We start from the raw sequence: 20,768 nt of genomic DNA, 5'->3' as shown, positions 1-20,768 counted from the left end.
GAAATGCTTTTATAATGTTCAATCCAATTTTTTCTCATGCAGCCACTTTGACAGATGGTCCGCAACTTCGACATTGTTCAGGTCCGACATCGGGAAGTGGGTATTGCCGTGCAGTCCGATGTCGGGCAGGTGAATCACCGTCACATCTCCGCCCAGATCGTTGAGCATCTCCGCCCATCGGCGCATCAGATGCAAGCGGCGCGTCCATTCGTAGATTTCGGGACGTTCGTCCGTCTCGGGCAGGTTGTCGCCGTAATAGACGATGATGGGGATTTCGGTGTACTTGCTAAAATCGGACAGCGGAACCTTCACGCCCTCCGTCTTCTTCGATAGGGTCAATATCTTTCCCTCTTCGGGAACCTGCCCTTCGGGAAACGGAATGCCGCCGCCCGGCTCGTAGGAAACAATCGCCCGGATATTGTCCGTCTTCAGCAGCGTCCGCCAGCCGACGGGACCGCCTTGCGAGTGGGTGACGAATATCGCCGGACCTATCTTGTCGAACAGGGCGGCATAGGCATCGGAATAAACCTCGAAATCGACCGAACCGACATTGGGTGTCATCTGTCGGAAATACTGGTTCAAAGCCTCCTTGTCGCGGCTGAACTGCACACCGTCGAAATAGTCGTAAGTATTCGATAAACTCCCCCTTTCATTCTAAAAATGTGATGTTACTTTTGTAGCCAAAGTAAAAAAGTTCAATCATTATGTCCCATCAATGGACCATGGAAGATTTTGAATCTATTTATGCCCGTTTCAAGTCGAGCGGACTTTCAGTTATAGATTTTTGTTCGAATGAATGTATTCGTCCCCAACGTTTCTACGAGTGGCGTTCCAAGCTGTTGCGCAAAGGCGGCTTTATCCCGGTCAAGGTAAACAGTAAGGGACAGGTCAGTCTTCCCCATAAAGAGAAACCCCTGCTGTCTGCACCTCCGGTCAGCCCGTCGCCAATTCCCCAGTCGCTATGTGAGATCTCCTATCCCAATGGTGTCACAGTCCGCTTGAACAGCCCTTTGTCACCGGAGGTATTGCAAACCCTGATATTTTTGAATTCAAACCGTTAGCCTATGTTTTCCTTGAATGCATCCAACAGATATTATCTTTACCCTTATCCGACAGACGTGCGTAAGAGTTTTTATACGCTTAGCGGCATCGTGACCAACCAGATGGGAAAGAATGTACGTGACGGTGACGCTTTCATTTTTATCAATGCGAATTGTACCTGTATGAAAATCCTCCATATGGAATATGGTGGTCTGATGATATACCACATGAAACTGGAACAGGGGCACTTCCATCTGCCGGTCATAAATACGGAGGAAGGTCGGGTTAAAGCGATTGAAACCTTCTGGAATGACCTTGTGATGATGGTTCAAGGAATGGACGGCAGCAAGGTCAGGCGTTATAAAAGAAGTGGTTTCCATGGGTTGTAGTTGTAACAAATTATAACATATACAATGCCGTATTCCGGCTGTTTTTTAGTATCTTAGCATCATAAAAATGCCGGTATACCTTTGAAGGATACACCGGCTATTTTTATGATGTCAGATAAATCTTAGTTTCGGAACACTAGTCCGTCGCCACTAGCATCAACAATGATTGCCTTACTGCGGTCTACTTCCTGAGACAATAATTTCTTTGACAAGTCGTTCAGTAAGTAGCGTTGAATAGCTCTTTTGACCGGACGGGCACCAAATTCCGGGTCATAACCAACTTTAGACAAGAAGTCTAGAGCGGTATCTGTCATTTGAAGTTCTACTCCATTTTCGGCAAGCATCTTTTGTATACTCTTGATTTGGAGAAGTACAATTTGCTTGATTTCTGGCTCTGTCAGCGGTAAGAACATGATAGTTTCGTCGATGCGGTTTAAGAATTCCGGACGAATGGTCTTCTTTAACATATTCATCACTTCCTTCTTTGTTTCTTCGATTACTTCTTCTTTATTGTCTCCATTCAATTTTTCCATCTGACTTTGTATATAGGAACTTCCCATATTTGAAGTCATGATAATGATGGTATTCTTGAAATTAACAACTCTACCTTTATTGTCAGTCAACCGTCCGTCATCTAACACTTGCAAGAGAATGTTGAATACATCCGGATGCGCTTTTTCGATTTCATCAAATAGAACAACTGAGTAAGGTTTTCTACGAATTGCTTCAGTCAGTTGGCCACCTTCATCATACCCAACGTATCCCGGAGGTGCTCCAACCAAACGTGAAACGCTATGTTTCTCCTGATACTCGCTCATATCAATTCGAGTCATCATAGACTCGTCGTCAAACAAGAACTCTGCCAATGCTTTAGCAAGTTCTGTTTTACCAACACCTGTCGTACCGAGGAAGATAAACGAACCGATCGGGCGTTTCGGATCCTGCAACCCAGCACGACTTCGACGTACTGCATCTGCAACAGCCTCAATGGCTTCATCCTGACCGATTACTCGTTTGTGGAGTTCTTCTTCCAGATGTAACAATTTGTCTTTTTCGCTTTGCATCATCTTGCTAACAGGAATACCCGTCCAACGTGAAACAACGTCAGCAATGTCTTCGGCATCTACTTCTTCCTTAATCATTGCCTTGTCACCTTGCATATCGTGTAACTTTTTCTGAGTATCCTCTATTTCTTTGTTTAGCTCCTGAAGTTTACCATAACGAATCTCAGCTACTTTTCCATAATCACCTTCGCGTTCAGCCTTATCCGCTTCGAATTTCATATTCTCAATTTGAATCTTATTCTGCTGAATCTTATCCATTAAAGTCTTTTCACTCTGCCATTTTGCTTTTTGAGACTTTTCCTGTTCTTTCAGTTCTGCCAATTCTTTGCCGATAATTTCAAGTTTAGGCTTGTCATTTTCTCGTTTGATGGCTTCGCGCTCGATTTCCAATTGCTTGATTTTACGTGAAATCTCATCCAATTCTTCCGGAACGGAATTTACTTCCATACGTAATTTGGCGGCTGCTTCATCCATCAAATCAATAGCTTTATCCGGCAAGAAACGATCTGTAATATAACGGCTACTCAGTTCTACGGCTGCGATGATAGCGTCGTCTTTGATACGAACCTGATGGTGGTTTTCGTAACGTTCTTTTAAGCCACGCAGGATGGAAATTGTACTTAAATTATCCGGTTCGTCTACTTGTACAATCTGGAAACGACGTTCCAAAGCTTTATCTTTTTCGAAATATTTCTGGTATTCATCCAAAGTGGTTGCACCGATAGAACGCAGTTCCCCACGTGCCAAAGCTGGTTTTAATATATTTGCAGCATCCATTGCTCCTTCACCTTTGCCTGCACCTACCAGCGTGTGAATCTCATCAATGAACAGAATAATGTCTCCTTCTGATTTTTTGACCTCATTGACTACTGATTTCAGTCGTTCTTCAAATTCACCTTTATACTTGGCACCTGCTACTAACGCTCCCATATCCAATGAATAAACCTGTTTGTTTTTCAGGTTTTCAGGAACATCTCCCCGAAGGATTCGGTGTGCTAATCCTTCTACAATTGCAGTTTTGCCTGTACCTGGTTCACCAATCAGAATCGGATTGTTTTTGGTACGTCGGCTCAATATTTGAAGCACACGACGTATCTCTTCGTCACGACCAATTACCGGATCTAATTTACCGCTACGAGCGGCTTCATTTAGATTTATAGCATATTTTTCCAGTGATTGATAAGTATCCTCACTTGATTGAGAAGTCACTTTTTCTCCTTTTCTCAGTTCATTGATAGCATTACGAAGTTCGTTTTCCGTCATTCCTGCATCTTTCAGGATGGTGGAGACGGTACTTTTTACTTTTAGCAAGGCCATTAAAATGTGCTCTAATGAAACGAATTCATCACCCATTTCTTTGGAATACTGTGTTGCTTTTTGTAACACTTCGTTAGATTCACGACTAAGGTATGGTTCACCACCGGATACTTTAGGTAGCGAATCAATTTGTTTGTCTACTACTAAAGTTACCTGTTGACCATTCATCCCCAGTTTTTGGAAGATAAAGTTTGTGACGTTTTCGCCTACTTTCATCACTCCATGCATGAGGTGAACAGGTTCAATAGCCTGTTGGCCCCGACTTTGCACCAGGTTTACGGCTTCTTGAACTGCTTCTTGGGATTTGATGGTAAAATTGTTAAAATTCATATCGTTGTTCTCCTTTCTTTTTCATGTTTCTAATAACACCTTAAAGGGCGCAAAAGATTTGCCAAGTAGGAAAATACGACAAAATTTCATTTGTTATTAGAAGTTTAAAGACAAAATGACTTCTTTTAACTGGATGATACTGACGAATTTACTACAAGATGTTATTAGTGTCTTTGTATGTTTTCTAATAACTGTTTGTACCCGGACGTACATGTACGTTTAGGGAAACACGTTATTTAATGAAAGAAAATGAATCTTGTAAGGCTTATAAATAAAAGTAATGTAGTATCTTTATCCGCTGTATCAATATAATAATGTATATGACTAATAAACCTCAAATAAAGCTTTCGGAAACTGTGGTATTAATAGATGCTGCTTTTTTGAATTTTGTGATTATGGATATGAAAGGGTATTTTGAAGAGACTCTGCAACGCGCTTTGCAGGAAATAGACCTTTCTATGCTAACCACCTATCTGACTTTAGATGCAGGAATCGTTGAAGGGAAGAATGAGGTGCAATTTCTTTTTGTTTATGATAAGAATTCTAGTAAACTGCAAAATTGCCAACCTTCTGACCTGGAGAATGAATTGAATGGAGTTGCATTTCAAAGTCCGTACGGAGAATATTTGTTTGCTAGTGTTCCTTCAGAAGGAATGGTTTCCAGAGAAGATTTATTTCTGGATCTGTTATCAATTATTTCTGATTCGGCGGATGTGAAGAAAATAATTGTTATCTCTTTTAATGAGGAATATGAAGATAAAGTAATAATGGCTTTAAATGAAATAAAGGAGAAAGAGGTTATCCAATTTCGAATGAATGAACCGAAAATACCTGTAGAGTATAAGTGGGATATGTTGGCTTTTCCTGTTATGCAAGCGATGGGTATTAGAGCTGACGAATTACAATAGTTGGTTTCAGCTAAATTTGAACAATTAAAATAGTTAGCTCAATGTCTGATTTTCGTTTAAAAGTATTTCAGAGCGTAGCGAAGAATCTGAGTTTCACAAAGGCTTCGCAAGAATTGTTTGTCAGCCAGCCTGCTATTACTAAACATATTCAGGAATTGGAAAATTTCTATCAGGCACGTTTGTTTGAGCGTCAGGGAAGTAAGATTCTATTGACTGAGGCGGGGAGACTGTTGTTGAAACACAGTGAGAAAATCCTGGATGATTATAAGCAGCTGGAATATGAAATGCATTTATTACATAATGAATATATCGGTGAATTAAGGTTAGGAGCCAGTACTACTATTGCTCAATATGTTCTTCCACCTTTATTAGCTAATTTTATTTCTCAGTTTCCTCAGATCAATTTATCTCTTTTAAACGGAAATTCTCGAGGGGTAGAAACAGCTTTGCAAGAACATCGAATTGATTTAGGATTAGTGGAAGGTATTTTTCGCTTGCCTAATTTGAAATATACGCTTTTTTTAAAGGATGAACTAGTGGCTGTTGTACATAGTAATAGTAGATTGATAAAATCGGACGAAATAACTCCTCAGGATTTACTGAATATACCGTTAGTTTTACGTGAAAGAGGTTCCGGTACATTGGATGTATTTGAACGTGCTTTATTGCAGCATAATCTTAAACTTTCTTCATTGAATGTGCTGATGTATCTTGGAAGTACAGAAAGTATTAAACTTTTTTTGGAACACACAGATTGCATGGGAATTGTTTCTATTCGTTCTGTTCATAAAGAACTGGTTTCAGGTAGTTTGCGTGTTATTGAGATAAAAGAGATGTCTATGAATCGTGAATTTAATTTTGTTCAGTTGCAAGGGCAGGAAGGAGGATTATCTCAAGTCTTTATGCGATTTGCGGGGCATCATAATAAGAATTTGTAGTTTGTTTACACATCCTTTGGTGAATATAACTTTTAAAAAATAAGAAAATATATGGGTTGTTTAATGAATATCTTGTGGCTACTGCTCGGTGGCATATTTACTGCAATAGAATATCTTATTGCAAGTTTATTGATGATGTTTACCATTATTGGTATCCCTTTCGGCATACAAACACTGAAGTTGGCAGGACTTGCATTATGGCCTTTTGGTAAAGAGGTAAGGAGTGGAGCACGTTCGGGGGGATGTCTTTATATACTGATGAATATTTTATGGATATTTTTTGGGGGTATCTGGATTTGTCTTTCACACTTGGCTTTTGGGGCAATATTGTGTATTACTATTATTGGTATTCCTTTTGGTTTGCAACACTTTAAGTTGGCAGCGTTAGCATTGACACCTTTTGGTAAGGATATCGTTGAATCGTAACTAAAGAAATCGACTCGATAACTAAAAGTTATAATGTATAAATAGAAACGATTAGCCGGTTTGAATCATTTACCATACCTTTGCACCCGGAAAATAAATTAAAGATAAAAATATGATTTCAACGGCTACAAAAACATTGCAGGCAAAAAATAAGATGATTTATGTTGTTCTGCTTTCCAGTTTAACTTTTTTCCTGTTTTTAGATTATATTTCAGGTTTGCAGGCATGGTCGGCATGGGTAACTCCTCCGGTTGCTTTGTTCCTTGGACTTATATTTGCATTGACTTGCGGACAGGCTCATCCGAAATTTAATAAGAAGACTTCTAAATATCTATTGCAATACTCTGTAGTTGGATTAGGATTTGGAATGAATCTCCATTCTGCTTTGGCTTCTGGTAAAGAGGGAATGGAATTTACGGTTATATCTGTGGTTGGTACATTAGTAATTGGATGGTTTATAGGACGTAAGCTTTTCAAAATAGATCGGAACACATCATATCTGATTAGTTCGGGAACCGCTATTTGTGGTGGAAGTGCCATTGCAGCAGTGGGGCCTGTATTGAGAGCAAAAGATAGTGAAATGTCAGTTGCATTAGGTACTATTTTTATTCTGAATGCGATTGCACTTTTTATTTTCCCGGCAATTGGTCATGCATTAAATATGACTGAACATCAGTTTGGCACTTGGGCGGCAATAGCTATACATGATACTAGTTCCGTAGTAGGTGCAGGAGCTGCTTATGGTGAAGAAGCATTGAAGGTAGCTACTACTATTAAATTGACTCGTGCTCTTTGGATTATTCCAATGGCGTTTGCTACTTCTTTTATCTTTAAAAGTAAAGGCCAGAAAATTAGTATTCCATGGTTTATCTTCTTTTTTATTTTGGCTATGGTAGTGAATACTTATTTATTGAATGGTGTTCCAGAATTGGGGGCTGCTATCAATGGAATTGCCCGTAAGACATTAACGATTACCATGTTTTTTATTGGTGCTTCGCTTTCTTTGGATGTACTGAAAGCTGTTGGTATCAAGCCACTTATACAAGGAATATTGTTGTGGATTGTAATCAGTCTAAGTACACTTGCATATATTTATTTTGTATAAGAGTTTATAATTTATAAAATAAGAGATCATTCTGAGATTACAGGAATGACCTCTTATTTGTTATTTTTACCCTAATGTATTTTTGAGAAGCCTTGTAGGAGAAACATGGTAGAAATCTTTGAACTTTTTACTGAAATATTTTGCATCACAATAACCTAACATAGTCGAAATTTCTCCAATACTATAGGTTTGTTCCAATAAGTAAGCTCTTGCTTTTGCCATCTTATAAGTTAGCATATAGTTTGCAGGTGGTTTCCCGGTAATTTCTTTCATTTTATTATAAAATCCGGTACGGCTCATACCCATGTCCAAACCTAGTATATCTACGTTATATTTTTCAGTAGAAAGATTTTTTTCAAGGAGCATTTCCACCTTTTTTAGGAATAGAGCATTTTCATCGTCTTTAATATCATCTTCAGGATGATTGATTAAAGTGGTGTCTGATAGTAGCTTTTTGATTTTGTTTTGTTGTGCAATTCGCTTCTTTATTAAAATTTGAATGTCAGCCTGAAGTGCATAAATACTTACTGTACGCGGTTCTAATCGATCTGCTCCACTATTAATATATGTGAGATAGTTTTCACGAATGTTCTTGTTGAGTAATAAAATAATAGGAGTATCGGACATCTCAGTATTGGATTTTATTTGGATACAGAGATCATTTCCGTAAGTACCATTGATTATCTCATCTATAATAATTGTGTCGGGTCCTTTCTGGCAAGCAAAAGAATATACTTTATCGGGCTCTTCCAAAAGAGTTACTTGATAAAAGGTTGTAAGTGCTTCGCATAAATAATCACTAAATTCTTTATCCGACATCACCAATAAAATATGTGGTAATTTACTAGCTTTATGGATTAATTTTATTTGTTTTGACGAGTTTGTATTAGTTGGATAAATTGCTCCATTGTTTCCCGTTTCCGACTTTTCTGTTACCATGTATTTCTTTATTTTGCAAGGACAATGTATTGGGATTTGAATCTGAAAACAGATTGCTTTTCCATGTTTATTGCCACTTAATTTTCCACCATGTAGATGAACTATCTTTTTGATACTTCGTAGGCTACCACAACAATATACAGGCATTGGTACAGAATTTAATGAATTTGTATTTCTATTATCAAGCTCATTATGTGCATAATTCGTTATTTTCATATTCCAGTAATCTTTTAGCTGTGATACTGTTATTTCAATGCAACCATTACAAGGAGTTACATCAATTATTTTGTTTAAAAGGCATTGCAAAGCTGCATTCATGACTGTTTCATTAATCTGGCATTTTATACAGTTAAAGTCTTTGATTATCCTAAATTCTATTTGACGTGCATTGGCATAAATACGGCATTGATTAGTGACAGTGTTTATAAAGGTAGATAGATCAGACTCATTATTTGAAGTGTCAGGGTATATTTTTCCCTTTATCTTATCCAATGTAATAATATTCTGATGACAGTTGATTACATGATTAGTGTATCTGAGTATCTTCTTCATTTTCTTCGACGTAGCTTCAGGCAGTTCGTTGGAATCTATATCTTCCAATAACCTTTGTATTAATGATAGTGGAGTTTGAGTTCTTTGAATAAGATACAATACGATTTCTAATTTCTCGTTAGAAAATAACCTTTTGTTATGAAGCATTCTGTGGCGGGCCATCAGAGATATCAATAGACCAATGGTTATTCCTTCCAAAGAGTAGGACCAAGAAGCTTGCCATAATAATGGGGGTGAGACCACGGCTTTTTCATTTAAGAAATATTGTTCATCGCTTGTTGTTGTAATAAAAATCCTTATATTCGTGCGCAGCGATGCTGAAGCACCGCCTTAGGTGTTTCTTCTTATCGTTCATTTTTATTTTTTTATAGGCGGAATTCAATAGTGGTATGATGTTTCTATTGTCTTCCGCCTTTGTTTTTGCGACAGCAAAAATACGATTTATTTCCCTGATATACAACTTTTTACGCATAATACTACTAAAGAAGAAACACCTTGACTGTCTTCGTGGCAGCATCCTGACTCATTTGAGAAAATTTGTATCCTCAGTCCCTGAATACCGCAGAACAAGCAGGGGAAACTTCAAGCACAAACTTGAAGACATACTCATGCTTGTCATATTGGGGAGACTCAGCAAGTGTATTACCAGGGCTGAAATACTTCAATTTGGCAAACATCACTTAAAACGCCTGCAGGGGAAAGGGCTATTCCCGTATGGGCTACCCTCAGCAGCTACGCTTTGCCGTGTGTTTCAAAGCATAGACGATGAAAAGATGGCTGAGCGCATGTCTGCTTTTGCAGATGTTTTCCGCAAGGAAATATCCACTACGGCAACTGATATCATTTGTATTGATGGCAAGGCCATGCGGGGTACCTTGTACGACAACGGACGTAACCCTGATATCGTCTCTGCCTACTCACTTGGTTCGGGCCTTACTTTGGCTACTGATATTTGCAAGGAGAAAAGTAATGAAATCAAATCCGTGCCCCGGTTATTGGACAAACTAGACGTGTCAGGATGTGTAGTCACAGCAGACGCCATGTCATTCCAAAAGGTAATAATAGACAAGATTAGAGATAAAGGAGCAGACTTCGTGATCGAACTCAAGGCGAATCAAAGATCTTTGCGCTATGGACTTGAAGATTCTATAAAGACCGCCACCCCGACTGATGTCTACAAGGAAGGTCCATACTTGGAACACGGCAGGATTGAGTCAAGGATATGCCGTATATACCGTGGGGAAGAACTTATTGTGGACAGGGAAAAATGGAATGGCAATTTGACAGTTATAGAAATAGTCACATCTACCGAAAAAAAGTCCGATGGCAGGAGTACATCTGAACAGCGACTCTACATTTCAAGCCTGGATAGCAGTGCAGAGCGGCTTAGTCAGATAACCAAACAGCATTGGGCTATTGAAAGCATGCACTGGGATCTTGACCGCAATCTCCGGCAGGACAGCATAAAGCGTAAGGCTGAACGGGCGGCCAGGAATCTGGACACAATTCAAAGGATGGTGTTGGCATTGATTGCCGTTTGGAAGAACAGAAGGAAAAAAATATCAGATAAGCAAAAGGGTACAGCTGAGATAATAAGGGAACTATCGGTAAGCTTCACTAACGTGTTGCATTTTTTGGCTCAAAAATGAGAAAAATTCAGATTTGACATATTCGTAACGCATTGATTACCAACAACGGGATACCCGCCCATGCCGCACTGGCATGGGTAGGGGGATTGTACCCCTAAATCAAAACTTAAATGAAAAAGCCGTGGGGTGAGACGAATTTTGATTGTTGTGCGAAGGATGTTGAATAATTGAAATGACTGTTATCTTCTAATTGATAGGGGGAATTTTTATAAGAAGAAATTGTTTGATGTGGATATAAAAATCCAACGATAAATAATAAAAACATATTCATAGGTCTCATATAATAATTTAAATGACGGTTATATAGTTCTTTTGGGTACAAACTAATTTCAGTGATATTTTTTCTATAAGTTCAAAAATACCATTGTTAATAGTTTTTCCGCTGCAAGTATAGAGCTTTTAATAGATCTTGATAGGGTATAATCTTTCAAAAAGTATGGGTAATATCTATCAATAAATTATTTAGTAGTTATTTGATACATCCTTTTTGGGAAAATTCTGTTTTAGTTGTAGATTATGACTATACTAATTGCTTTATCTGTTTGACCATATTGGCTCTGTTGTTCTTTTATGTTTATTTCCTTGAATGTCATTATTAAAAAATGAAGATGTTTTTAGCCTGGAATATAGTTGGGATAATGAGTAGAAACATGGAAAAGGCTAAAAGAGAAATATTTTTGGGGGAGGGAAAAAGATACTCAAAGAGCATAAAGAAAGGCTGCCTCTTAAAATAAAAGCGAGAGACAGCCTGTGAATGAAGTTTTCTTACTCAAAATCGGTAATCGATTATTTATGTTTCAGTGCTTCGAAAATCAACTTTTCCAGTTCTTCTGCTAGTTCCGGATTATCTGCGATACATTGTTTGGCTGCATCACGTCCTTGTCCTAACTTGGTATCGTTATAGCTATACCATGAACCGCTTTTCTTGATGATTCCCAATTCAGCTCCTAGATCTACTATTTCTCCTGAGTGGGAGATACCTTCACCGAACATGATGTCGAATTCTGCTTTACGGAATGGAGGAGCCACCTTGTTTTTCACAACTTTTACTTTAGTTAGTTTTCCAAGGATTTCTTCGCCATCTTTGATCGGTTGGCTACCACGAATATCAAGACGTACGGAAGCATAAAATTTCAATGCATTACCTCCTGTTGTAGTTTCCGGATTACCGAACATTACGCCGATTTTCTCACGAAGCTGGTTGATGAAAATACAAGTGGTACGCGTCTTGCTGACAGCAGCAGTCAATTTACGTAATGCCTGTGACATTAAACGTGCCTGCAAACCTACTTTATTATCTCCCATATCTCCTTCGATTTCCGATTTCGGAGTCAAGGCGGCTACGGAGTCTATTACGATGATATCAATAGCAGATGAACGGATTAGCTGTTCGGCAATTTCTAATGCCTGTTCTCCGTTGTCCGGTTGTGAGATCCATAAGTTATCGATATCTACACCTAGTTTGGCAGCATAGAAACGGTCGAAGGCATGTTCTGCATCAATAAAGGCAGCTATACCACCGGCTTTTTGTGCTTCGGCAATGGCGTGAATGGCCAATGTCGTTTTACCGGATGACTCCGGTCCATAGATTTCGATGATTCTACCTCTAGGGTATCCTCCTACGCCAAGTGCCACGTTTAGGGCGATGGAACCGGTAGGGATTACTTCGACTTGTTCAACGCTTTCATCACCCATTTTCATGATAGAGCCTTTACCGAAGTTTTTCTCTATCTTTTCCATGGCGGCTTGTAAGGCTTTTAGTTTTTCGCTTGATGCCATTTTATTATCTGTTTCAAAATTAAGTTCGTCTTTTTTTGCCATACCTTATTATTATATAGTTAGATGGATTTTATTGATTTAATATCTGTGCGGCATGTTCTTTAGTTTTCACTTCTTTAGGAGTGATAATCCGTTCTATAATTCCTTCTTCATTAATGAGAAAAGTAGTACGGAAGGTTCCCATATAGCTACGCCCGTATAGTTTCTTCTCTCCCCATACACCGAATTCTTCTACCAACTTCTTATCAATGTCAGCTATCAGAGTGAAAGGAAGATTATTTTTCTCAATAAATTTCTGGTGCGATTTTGCATTGTCTACGCTCACACCGATCACTTCATAACCTGCCTTACGCAATTCTGCATAATTGTCGCGAAGACTGCAAGCTTGAGCCGTACAACCTGATGTATTGTCTTTCGGATAGAAATACAATACAATTTTTTTACCTTTATAAGCACTTAAACGAATCTCTTCACCTTTTTCATCGGTACCAAGGATTTCAGGTGCTTTATCTCCTATATTCATATTTTAAATAATTAGAAATGAAAAATAAAATCGTGTAACGCAATTAATTATTCTTCATTTTTAGTTTTTTATTATTATAGTTCCAGATCTTTGTCGAATACCTCATGCCATGGCAATCCCTGTTTATTAAGCTGCTCCATGAAAGGATCCGGATTGAATTCTTCTACATTGTTTACTCCAGGGCACTTCCATTCTCCTTTTAAGAACATCATTGCTCCGATCATTGCCGGAACACCAGTGGTATAACTTACTCCCTGCATACCTGTTTCTTTGTATGCTTCTTGGTGGCTACAATTGTTATAAACATAGTAGGTGCGTTCTTTTCCATCTTTAATACCGCGGATACGGCAACCAATGGAAGTTTCGCCTTCGTAATTCTCTCCTAAGTCTTGCGGATTTGGTAATACGGCTTTTAAGAATTGAAGAGGCACAATTTTAGTACCGTTATATTCTACCTCGTCGATACGAGCCATACCGATATTCTGGATAACACGTAAGTGGGTCAGGTATTCCTGTCCGAAAGTCATCCAGAAACGGGCACGCTTAATAGTCGGGAAGTTCTTAACCAGTGATTCTAATTCTTCGTGGTAAAGAAGATAAGAGTCACGTGGTCCGATGTTAGGATATGTCAAGTCTTTATGAATTTCCAACGGACCCGTCGTTATCCATTTCCCATTTTCATAATAACGTCCGTTCTGAGTAATTTCGCGAATGTTGATTTCTGGATTGAAATTAGTAGCAAAAGCTTTATGATGATTTCCTGCATTGCAATCCACAATATCCAGATATTGAATTTCATCAAAATAATGTTTGGCAGCATAGGCCGTATAAATACCACTTACTCCCGGATCGAATCCGCAACCGAGGATAGCAGTCAGTCCGGCTTCTTTGAAACGGTTTTGGTAAGCCCATTGCCAGCTATATTCAAAATGAGCTTCATCTTTTGGTTCATAATTAGCCGTATCGAGATAGTTTACTCCTGCTTTCAAACATGCTTCCATGATGGTCAAATCTTGATAAGGAAGAGCAACGTTGATAACTATTTCCGGTTTGAAATTGTTGAAAAGAGCGACTAATTCATCTACATTATCTGCATCGACTTTCGCTGTTTTTATATTGGGGTTGCCTATTGCATCAACGATTTTGTCACATTTTTCCTTTGTGCGACTGGCAATCATGATGTCTGTAAATACATCGGCATTTTGTGCCACTTTGTGTGCTACGACAGTGCCAACACCACCTGCACCAATAATAAGAACTCTACCCATTTCTTTAATTAAGAATTAAAATTTAAGAATTAAGATTTGTTGATGGAGCAAATATACGGGATTATTTTCAGATAATCATTCGTAGGCACTTCTTTTTATTTGAAACGTTGTAAGGTGCCGTTTTCAAACTCCAGGGTCCTACCATTATAAAACCAGGTCTCGAAACGAGTATCTTTTTTCAATCGTATTTCTATTGGATTGCCTATGGATAAACGGCATTCTTCTGTACTCATTCCTTCTTTCAGGTCTCCTTTTGAAATGATTTCCCAGTGTTCTTCGGTTATACCCGAATATTTTTGATGGATATTTCCAAATCCGAAAAGGTCTTCAATATAATTATCGTTTTTGATGATTATGTCATATTTGAGATCTACTTCTATTTCATAGACTGCTCCATTTTTATCAGTCACAGATAAGACAGCTTGTGTATTTGGAACAGAAGAGATAATAATATCCTTTATATTTAAGATCGTGTATCGGGGTAGATGTACACGGGACTTTGTGGGACTGTCTTCATGAAAGGTGATTCGCTGGGCTTCCAGCATCTTTTTAGGATAAATGGTTAATCCTATATATTTATTTTTCAATGCTTCTATATTGTCTAATCTTTTATTAGTAAAACTGATAGCGTTAGAAAAGTATTTCATTTTCTTTTCGGCTTGGAAATTGTTTAAGTCCATCCCAGAGTTTGTTCGTGAGAGAGCAAGCTCCAGATAGAAAGAGTGATCTTGATTGTCTTTAAAAATGATTTTGACAGGGCATGTCTGATTGCCGACTCCAATAGCAGTAATTGTTGCTTCCAAATTGGTAGGAATAGCGATATCTTGATAACCTGAGTAATTGTTTGTATCATCTATACGAGCACTCTCAGACTGTATGTATACTTTTCTTCCTATTAGCAATTCTTTTGCTGTATCCACATCTTGTAAATATACCAATCCATTGATGCAAGCACGTGGATTTTTCTCGCAAATTTCATCTAATCTTATATTCTTAAATTCGTAATAATACTTTTTCCCTTCACATTCAAAAAGAAAACGCGTAGAATAGTTTGTTCCGATTGATAATTCCTTAGATATTTCTTCAGTACCTACAAACGTGAGTATTTTATGTTTAAGCGTTGTGCTCTCTACTTCTTTCTCATTTTCGCAAAATGAAAGGATAGGGAGAAATTGATCATGTCCGGAAGGATTGAACATGAATTTTATTCCGGGAGTCCATTTGCATAAGAATTGCATGGGAAAGTTTTGTTTTATGAACTGTTCTTCTTCACTGATTGAAATATCTTGATTGGCAGAAGTGGAGACGAGGTAATCATCTTGAGCTGCAATATTCGATGTGCAGCAAAAAAATAAAAGCAGAGTCAGGATGATTATTCTCATGGTAATTTATTTAAAATGAACTATGTAAAATGTCTGTTTGTTTTATACCTAGAGGCAAATGTATACATTTTATATTATATTGGGCTAAATTTCCCAATCTTTTTGATATCTTTGCCTCGATTTTAACTTAAACGTTATAATAAAATGAAGAAAGTATTTGTTTCAATTTGCGTTGCAGGTGTAGCACTTGCAATGTCTTCATGCCGTTCTGTAGAAAAGGCACTTCCTTTATCATCTATTAATGGTGAATGGAATATCATAGAGATTAACGGTTCAAAAGTTGTTCCGGATGAAAGTAAAAATCTTCCGTTTATAGTGTTTGATACTACTACAGGTCGAGTATCTGGTAATAGTGGTTGTAACCGTATGATGGGTAGCTTTGATGTGAATGCTAAATCTGGTAGTATTGATCTTAAAGAAATGGCAAGTACTCGAATGATGTGTCCGGATATGACAACCGAAAATAATGTATTGAACGCTTTAGGGCAGGTGACAGCCTATAAGAGAGCGGGCAAAAACAAAATGTATTTGTGTAATGCATCCCATCGTCCAGTAATGATACTTGAGAAAAAAGTGTCGGACGTGAAACTTTCTGTCTTGAGTGGAGAATGGAAGATTAAAGAGGTTAACGGAGAAGCTGTTCCTTCTGGTATGGAAAAACAACCTTTTCTAGCTTTTGATGTGAAGAAAAAAACAATCCATGGAAACGCCGGATGTAACTTGATGAATGGCGGTTTTGAAACAAATGCTGATAATGCTAAATCTATTTCTTTTCCAGGAGTAGCTACTACAATGATGGCATGCCCTGATATGGAACTAGAAGGTAAAATTCTGAAAGCACTGAATGAAGTGAAATCCTTTGATGTATTATCCGGAGGCGGAATTGGGCTGTATGATGCTAATGGCGCGTTGGTTCTCGTTTTAGAAAAGTAAACCTTATATATATAAATAAAAATAGGCTCATGCTGCTATAAGTAATATGAGCCTATTTTATATTTCCTTATATTATAGGTCTTAATCTGATAGTGTTATAGCTTTTCTAATGATTCCCAATCTATTTCAGGTGCTTTTCCGGTTGGTTTACAGTAGAATTTTGTTCCCATTGAAACAGATTCATTGAAGAAACCTCCCATTTTTAGATAGAATCGATTGTCTTTTGTATTACCTCCTTGATAGTCTAATCTGACTTTGGCACTAGCTGTTGCATCATGAGTAAAGGTGGCTTCGGTCAATTGAGTCCATTTTCCCTCTTTACTTCGTGCCCACTGATTACCAAAGAATACTTCACGTGATAAATATCCTTGTTCCGGACTGAAATTTTCCAGAAAACTATGGGGATATTTGTACCACGTGTCAGTCATTGGACGTTGGAAACTGGCTATTAGTCTCCAGCATTTTTCTTCTGCACCATAAAAATAGGCGGTATAGATTGTGTTACCATTCCCATCTGGTTTTACATGCATTAAGAATTTATAAGTATTACCGGCTTTCCATGGATAATTTAGGTAACTTTGTCCTCCAGACCCTTCATTGCCAAACTCTCCGATATGCACATCTTTACCTCGGCGTAACATTTTAATTTTTTGGTTTTCTGGAATCTTTTTAGGATCTTGTGTATCGAAAGGACTCCATACGGAAAAAAGAATCCGTCGTTCAGTTGGAGAGTTGTATTGCATACCGAAATATCCTTCGCTAAATCCGGTTGCCATATAATAGCTGTACATAATTTCACCTTTTTTCGGAACAGTAACTTCGTTGTAAAACCATTCTGTATCCCCTTCTGGCAATGTATATCCCAAATGTACCGAAGGACCACGACGTCCCCAATACTCAGAAAAGTCTTTTACATAGTTGCTTTTACCCGAGACATTGTCTACTATCAATTGTTGTATCTCGCCAAAGCCTTCTCCTTCTTTTGATATACCTTGCAGATTGATTTGCACATAACCAGCGTGTGGAATATCAATACTTCCTACAGGAATTTTTGTATATTCGTTTGATTGGAGGTTTATTTTGAAAGCTCTTTTTCCGTAACTGACCTTAATTACTGAATGTCCTTTTGCATAAAGTGACAAATCGGCTGTTGTTGGCTGTTGCAGATAAAAGTATATGCTCACAATACTTGCTGGGTTTGTCCAATTCGAGAGTCCGGATTGTGTGATTTGGGCACCATCCCTTTGAGTGGTTACGTAACCATTACCGGCAACCCCGATATTGAGTTGTTGAGACTGGGCAGATAATGTAATACATACAAATGTGGCAAATAGGCATAGTAGTGTTTTCATTTTATTTTATTTTTAGAATATAATGCTGCAAAAATAGGAAATTCTTTTCTTCATTGAACCAGAGACGCTTACATTTGTTTAAAGAATCAGTTGCCGGCTTGCTTATTTATGTAGCAGGTAATGATGGAGTATCGTGCAACTGTCTTTTTGGCAGATATTATGTCATGTATTCGTCTAATTCCTTTTTGGCACAAGGTTTGTCTTTTTATCAATGTCCGTTTGAGACGTGGCTCTTGATGAAAGGAAGTAACCAACCGGACAAAAAGAAATTGAATAATAATAAATAAAAATAACAATCATGGGAAAAATTATTGGTATTGACTTAGGAACTACAAACTCTTGTGTTGCCGTATTTGAAGGTAACGAACCTGTAGTAATTGCGAACAGTGAAGGTAAACGTACTACTCCTTCTATAGTCGCTTTCATAGATGGTGGTGAACGTAAAGTTGGTGACCCTGCTAAACGTCAGGCTATTACTAATCCGCAACGTACAGTTTCCTCTATCAAACGTTTCATGGGTGAAAATTGGGATCAGGTACAGAAAGAAGTTTCACGTGTTCCTTATAAAGTAGTAAAAGGTGAGAATAATACTCCACGTGTTGATATTGACGGACGTCTGTATACTCCGCAAGAAATTTCTGCGATGATTCTCCAGAAAATGAAGAAAACAGCTGAAGATTATCTGGGACATGAAGTAACAGAAGCTGTCATCACAGTTCCTGCATATTTCTCTGATTCTCAACGTCAAGCTACTAAAGAAGCCGGACAAATCGCAGGCCTAGAAGTAAAACGTATTGTAAACGAGCCGACTGCTGCAGCTTTGGCTTACGGATTGGATAAGGCTCATAAAGATATGAAGATCGCCGTATTCGACTTAGGTGGTGGTACATTTGATATTTCTATCCTTGAATTCGGTGGTGGTGTGTTTGAAGTTCTTTCTACTAACGGTGATACTCACTTGGGAGGCGATGACTTCGATCAGGTAATTATCAACTGGCTGGTACAGGAATTTAAGAACGATGAAGGTGCTGACTTGACTCAAGATCCAATGGCACTGCAACGTTTGAAAGAGGCTGCCGAAAAAGCTAAGATCGAACTTTCTTCTTCAACAAGTACAGAAATTAACTTACCGTATATCATGCCGGTAAATGGTGTGCCCAAGCACTTGGTTAAGACTTTGACTCGTGCAAAATTCGAATCCTTGGCTCACGATTTGATTCAGGCTTGTTTGGAACCATGTAAAAAGGCTATGAGCGATGCAGGTTTGAGTAATTCTGATATTGATGAAGTAATCCTTGTGGGTGGTTCTTCACGTATTCCAGCTGTTCAAAAGTTGGTACAAGATCTCTTCGGTAAAGTTCCTTCTAAAGGGGTGAATCCTGATGAAGTAGTAGCTGTAGGTGCTGCAGTACAAGGTGCAGTATTGACAGATGAAATAAAAGGTGTTGTATTGTTGGATGTTACTCCATTGTCTATGGGTATCGAAACAATGGGGGGAGTAATGACTAAATTGATTGAAGCTAATACAACTATTCCTTGCAAGAAGAGTGAAACGTTCTCAACTGCTGCTGACAACCAGACAGAAGTTACTATTCATGTATTGCAGGGTGAACGTCCGATGGCTGCACAGAATAAATCAATTGGTCAGTTTAACTTGACAGGTATTGCTCCGGCTCGTCGTGGTGTTCCTCAGATCGAGGTTACTTTCGATATTGATGCTAACGGTATCTTAAAAGTTTCTGCTAAGGATAAAGCAACAGGTAAGGAACAGGCTATCCGTATCGAAGCTTCTAGCGGTTTGAGTAAAGATGAAATTGAAAAGATGAAAGCTGAAGCTGCTGCTAATGCGGAAGCAGACAAGAAAGAACGTGAAAAGATTGATAAGTTGAATCAGGCTGATAGCCTTATCTTCTCTACTGAAAATCAGTTGAAAGATTTGGGTGATAAATTGCCAGCTGATAAAAAAGCTCCGATTGAAGCGGCTTTGCAGAAATTGAAAGATGCTCATAAAGCTCAGGATTTAGCTGCTATCGATTCTGCTATGGCTGAAATCAATACAGCATTCCAAGCAGCAAGTGCTGAAATGTATGCACAGCAAGGTGGTGCTCAAGGAGCACAAACTGATCCTAATGCTGGTGCAGGTGCTGGACAGCAGGATAATAAACATGGTGATAATGTCCAAGATGCTGACTTCGAGGAAGTCAAATGATTCCGATAAGGATACAGATAATAAACAATAAGCAAAAGCGTGCAGCTCAATGAATGAGTTGCACGCTTTTTGCGTTTATGGGGTTCATGGTTTCTATGTGTTTTCTATCTCTTGTTTGCGACATATTTGCGACAAGACAAAAAAGTAGATAATGTGGTACTAAATTTTATTTATCCATACTAACACATACTTAAAAGTAGATAATATGCCAACAATCGGCTTTGAAATCAAACGGAAGTGCAAGGTTTGCGGCAAGGTGTTTGTCGCAAAAACACTTGACAGTCATTACTGTTCTTCTAAATGTGGTAAAATTGTTTGGAAACGCAAAAAGGATGCAAAGATAGAAACGCGAGGTTAGAAGTCAATTACACTGAATTTTTTCTCCGAGCTTTCTTCGTTTACAGGGTACTTTTCGAGGGGATTATTTACCCTGTTGACCACTTCCTCAACAGGTATTCTTCCGTTCTCTCCCCAGTTCAGATTATAAAAGGTAGTGAAGAAAGAAGTCGCTTCCGTTTGATATTGTGGTTCTTTGCCTTGCAGAAATTTGGATAGTTTTTCCGTAAGTTCTCGCATTTTGCGTAAGCCGGAACCACGTTTCTCCATGTAGTCCAACTGTATGAACACATCCGCAATGACTTTACTTTCCTACATTCCAACATTC

General features: G+C 38.4%; 16 protein-coding genes and 2 pseudogenes. 9 read left to right on the top strand and 9 right to left on the bottom strand.

What is annotated here, in order from left to right; genetic code table 11:
* Positions 1-18 precede the first annotated feature (18 nt).
* Positions 19-624: pseudogene (locus CZ225_RS17580) on the bottom strand (alpha/beta hydrolase); the annotation flags it as partial.
* Between the two features lie 80 nt (positions 625-704).
* On the opposite strand from CZ225_RS17580, the gene tnpA reads away from it, so the two are divergent.
* Positions 705-1,061, top strand: coding sequence for an IS66 family insertion sequence element accessory protein TnpA (gene tnpA / locus CZ225_RS17575; RefSeq protein ID WP_077154816.1), 357 nt, complete (start codon positions 705-707; stop codon positions 1,059-1,061).
* A gap of 3 nt (positions 1,062-1,064) precedes the next feature.
* Positions 1,065-1,430: an IS66 family insertion sequence element accessory protein TnpB gene (tnpB, locus tag CZ225_RS17570; protein WP_077154815.1), complete on the top strand. Its 366-nt coding sequence runs from the start codon at positions 1,065-1,067 to the stop codon at positions 1,428-1,430.
* Positions 1,431-1,552: 122 nt separating this feature from the next.
* On the opposite strand, the gene clpB is transcribed toward tnpB, so the two are convergent.
* On the bottom strand, positions 1,553-4,141 hold the full coding sequence (gene clpB, locus CZ225_RS17565) for an ATP-dependent chaperone ClpB (protein WP_077154814.1): 2,589 nt from the start codon (positions 4,139-4,141) through the stop codon (positions 1,553-1,555).
* A gap of 320 nt (positions 4,142-4,461) precedes the next feature.
* Here clpB and CZ225_RS17560 point away from each other — a divergent pair, with 320 nt between their 5' ends.
* The 4 genes from CZ225_RS17560 to CZ225_RS17545 all read left to right on the top strand — a co-directional run bounded on the left by CZ225_RS17560 (position 4,462) and on the right by CZ225_RS17545 (position 7,518).
* On the top strand, positions 4,462-5,049 hold the full coding sequence (locus tag CZ225_RS17560) for a DUF6621 family protein (protein ID WP_077154813.1): 588 nt from the start codon (positions 4,462-4,464) through the stop codon (positions 5,047-5,049).
* A 41-nt stretch (positions 5,050-5,090) separates the two neighbouring features.
* Positions 5,091-5,987: a LysR substrate-binding domain-containing protein gene (locus CZ225_RS17555; protein ID WP_077154812.1), complete on the top strand. Its 897-nt coding sequence runs from the start codon at positions 5,091-5,093 to the stop codon at positions 5,985-5,987.
* Positions 5,988-6,038: 51 nt separating this feature from the next.
* The gene (locus CZ225_RS17550; RefSeq protein ID WP_077154811.1) at positions 6,039-6,413 is read left to right on the top strand and encodes a YccF domain-containing protein; all 375 of its coding nucleotides are present in this window, start codon (positions 6,039-6,041) and stop codon (positions 6,411-6,413) included.
* A 112-nt stretch (positions 6,414-6,525) separates the two neighbouring features.
* A complete protein-coding gene (locus CZ225_RS17545; protein ID WP_077154810.1) occupies positions 6,526-7,518 on the top strand; it encodes a YeiH family protein in 993 nt (330 codons plus the stop codon).
* A gap of 66 nt (positions 7,519-7,584) precedes the next feature.
* Here CZ225_RS17545 and CZ225_RS17540 read toward each other — a convergent pair whose 3' ends face one another.
* Positions 7,585-8,949, bottom strand: a complete 1,365-nt coding sequence (locus tag CZ225_RS17540; RefSeq protein ID WP_159441784.1) for a helix-turn-helix domain-containing protein — start codon at positions 8,947-8,949, stop codon at positions 7,585-7,587.
* A gap of 449 nt (positions 8,950-9,398) precedes the next feature.
* Between CZ225_RS17540 and CZ225_RS17535 the strand changes: the two genes are divergently transcribed.
* Entirely contained in the window at positions 9,399-10,658 is a 1,260-nt protein-coding gene (locus CZ225_RS17535; RefSeq protein ID WP_234982984.1) for an ISAs1 family transposase, read from the top strand.
* A 786-nt stretch (positions 10,659-11,444) separates the two neighbouring features.
* Here the strand turns inward: CZ225_RS17535 and recA are convergent.
* The 4 genes from recA to CZ225_RS17515 form a co-directional block, all read right to left on the bottom strand.
* Positions 11,445-12,479, bottom strand: coding sequence for a recombinase RecA (recA, locus tag CZ225_RS17530; protein ID WP_025073862.1), 1,035 nt, complete (start codon positions 12,477-12,479; stop codon positions 11,445-11,447).
* Between the two features lie 28 nt (positions 12,480-12,507).
* Positions 12,508-12,960 carry a thioredoxin-dependent thiol peroxidase gene (bcp, locus tag CZ225_RS17525; protein ID WP_077154809.1) on the bottom strand — a complete coding sequence of 151 codons (453 nt, stop codon included), beginning with the start codon at positions 12,958-12,960 and terminating at the stop codon, positions 12,508-12,510.
* A gap of 74 nt (positions 12,961-13,034) precedes the next feature.
* Positions 13,035-14,228 carry a saccharopine dehydrogenase family protein gene (locus CZ225_RS17520; RefSeq protein ID WP_077154808.1) on the bottom strand — a complete coding sequence of 398 codons (1,194 nt, stop codon included), beginning with the start codon at positions 14,226-14,228 and terminating at the stop codon, positions 13,035-13,037.
* Between the two features lie 95 nt (positions 14,229-14,323).
* A complete protein-coding gene (locus CZ225_RS17515) occupies positions 14,324-15,610 on the bottom strand; it encodes a hypothetical protein (protein ID WP_077154807.1) in 1,287 nt (428 codons plus the stop codon).
* A gap of 144 nt (positions 15,611-15,754) precedes the next feature.
* On the opposite strand from CZ225_RS17515, the gene CZ225_RS17510 reads away from it, so the two are divergent.
* The gene (locus CZ225_RS17510; RefSeq protein WP_077154806.1) at positions 15,755-16,543 is read left to right on the top strand and encodes an META domain-containing protein; all 789 of its coding nucleotides are present in this window, start codon (positions 15,755-15,757) and stop codon (positions 16,541-16,543) included.
* A 95-nt stretch (positions 16,544-16,638) separates the two neighbouring features.
* Here the strand turns inward: CZ225_RS17510 and CZ225_RS17505 are convergent, their stop codons facing one another.
* Positions 16,639-17,895 carry a DUF3472 domain-containing protein gene (locus CZ225_RS17505; RefSeq protein WP_077154805.1) on the bottom strand — a complete coding sequence of 419 codons (1,257 nt, stop codon included), beginning with the start codon at positions 17,893-17,895 and terminating at the stop codon, positions 16,639-16,641.
* Positions 17,896-18,193: 298 nt separating this feature from the next.
* Between CZ225_RS17505 and dnaK the strand changes: the two genes are divergently transcribed.
* A complete protein-coding gene (gene dnaK, locus CZ225_RS17495; protein WP_077154803.1) occupies positions 18,194-20,104 on the top strand; it encodes a molecular chaperone DnaK in 1,911 nt (636 codons plus the stop codon).
* Between the two features lie 366 nt (positions 20,105-20,470).
* Here dnaK and CZ225_RS17480 read toward each other — a convergent pair.
* A pseudogene (locus CZ225_RS17480) lies at positions 20,471-20,743 on the bottom strand (ATP-binding protein); the annotation flags it as partial.
* Between the last annotated feature and the right edge of the window lie 25 nt (positions 20,744-20,768).

The sequence above is a fragment of the Bacteroides bouchesdurhonensis genome (genome assembly GCF_900155865.1).
GTDB classification, from domain to species: Bacteria; Bacteroidota; Bacteroidia; order Bacteroidales; family Bacteroidaceae; genus Bacteroides; species Bacteroides bouchesdurhonensis.
This window is presented reverse-complemented; position numbering and strand designations above follow the sequence as displayed.

Coding starts and splice junctions, on each gene's coding strand:
- tnpA (WP_077154816.1), top strand. CDS start 705: ATGTCCCATCAATGGACCATGGAAGATTTTGAATCTATTTATGCCCGT.
- CZ225_RS17535 (WP_234982984.1), top strand. CDS start 9,399: ATGATGTTTCTATTGTCTTCCGCCTTTGTTTTTGCGACAGCAAAAATA.
- CZ225_RS17515 (WP_077154807.1), bottom strand. CDS start 15,610: ATGAGAATAATCATCCTGACTCTGCTTTTATTTTTTTGCTGCACATCG.
- CZ225_RS17555 (WP_077154812.1), top strand. CDS start 5,091: ATGTCTGATTTTCGTTTAAAAGTATTTCAGAGCGTAGCGAAGAATCTG.
- recA (WP_025073862.1), bottom strand. CDS start 12,479: ATGGCAAAAAAAGACGAACTTAATTTTGAAACAGATAATAAAATGGCA.
- CZ225_RS17560 (WP_077154813.1), top strand. CDS start 4,462: ATGACTAATAAACCTCAAATAAAGCTTTCGGAAACTGTGGTATTAATA.
- CZ225_RS17505 (WP_077154805.1), bottom strand. CDS start 17,895: ATGAAAACACTACTATGCCTATTTGCCACATTTGTATGTATTACATTA.
- bcp (WP_077154809.1), bottom strand. CDS start 12,960: ATGAATATAGGAGATAAAGCACCTGAAATCCTTGGTACCGATGAAAAA.
- CZ225_RS17520 (WP_077154808.1), bottom strand. CDS start 14,228: ATGGGTAGAGTTCTTATTATTGGTGCAGGTGGTGTTGGCACTGTCGTA.
- tnpB (WP_077154815.1), top strand. CDS start 1,065: ATGTTTTCCTTGAATGCATCCAACAGATATTATCTTTACCCTTATCCG.
- CZ225_RS17550 (WP_077154811.1), top strand. CDS start 6,039: ATGGGTTGTTTAATGAATATCTTGTGGCTACTGCTCGGTGGCATATTT.
- CZ225_RS17545 (WP_077154810.1), top strand. CDS start 6,526: ATGATTTCAACGGCTACAAAAACATTGCAGGCAAAAAATAAGATGATT.
- dnaK (WP_077154803.1), top strand. CDS start 18,194: ATGGGAAAAATTATTGGTATTGACTTAGGAACTACAAACTCTTGTGTT.
- clpB (WP_077154814.1), bottom strand. CDS start 4,141: ATGAATTTTAACAATTTTACCATCAAATCCCAAGAAGCAGTTCAAGAA.
- CZ225_RS17510 (WP_077154806.1), top strand. CDS start 15,755: ATGAAGAAAGTATTTGTTTCAATTTGCGTTGCAGGTGTAGCACTTGCA.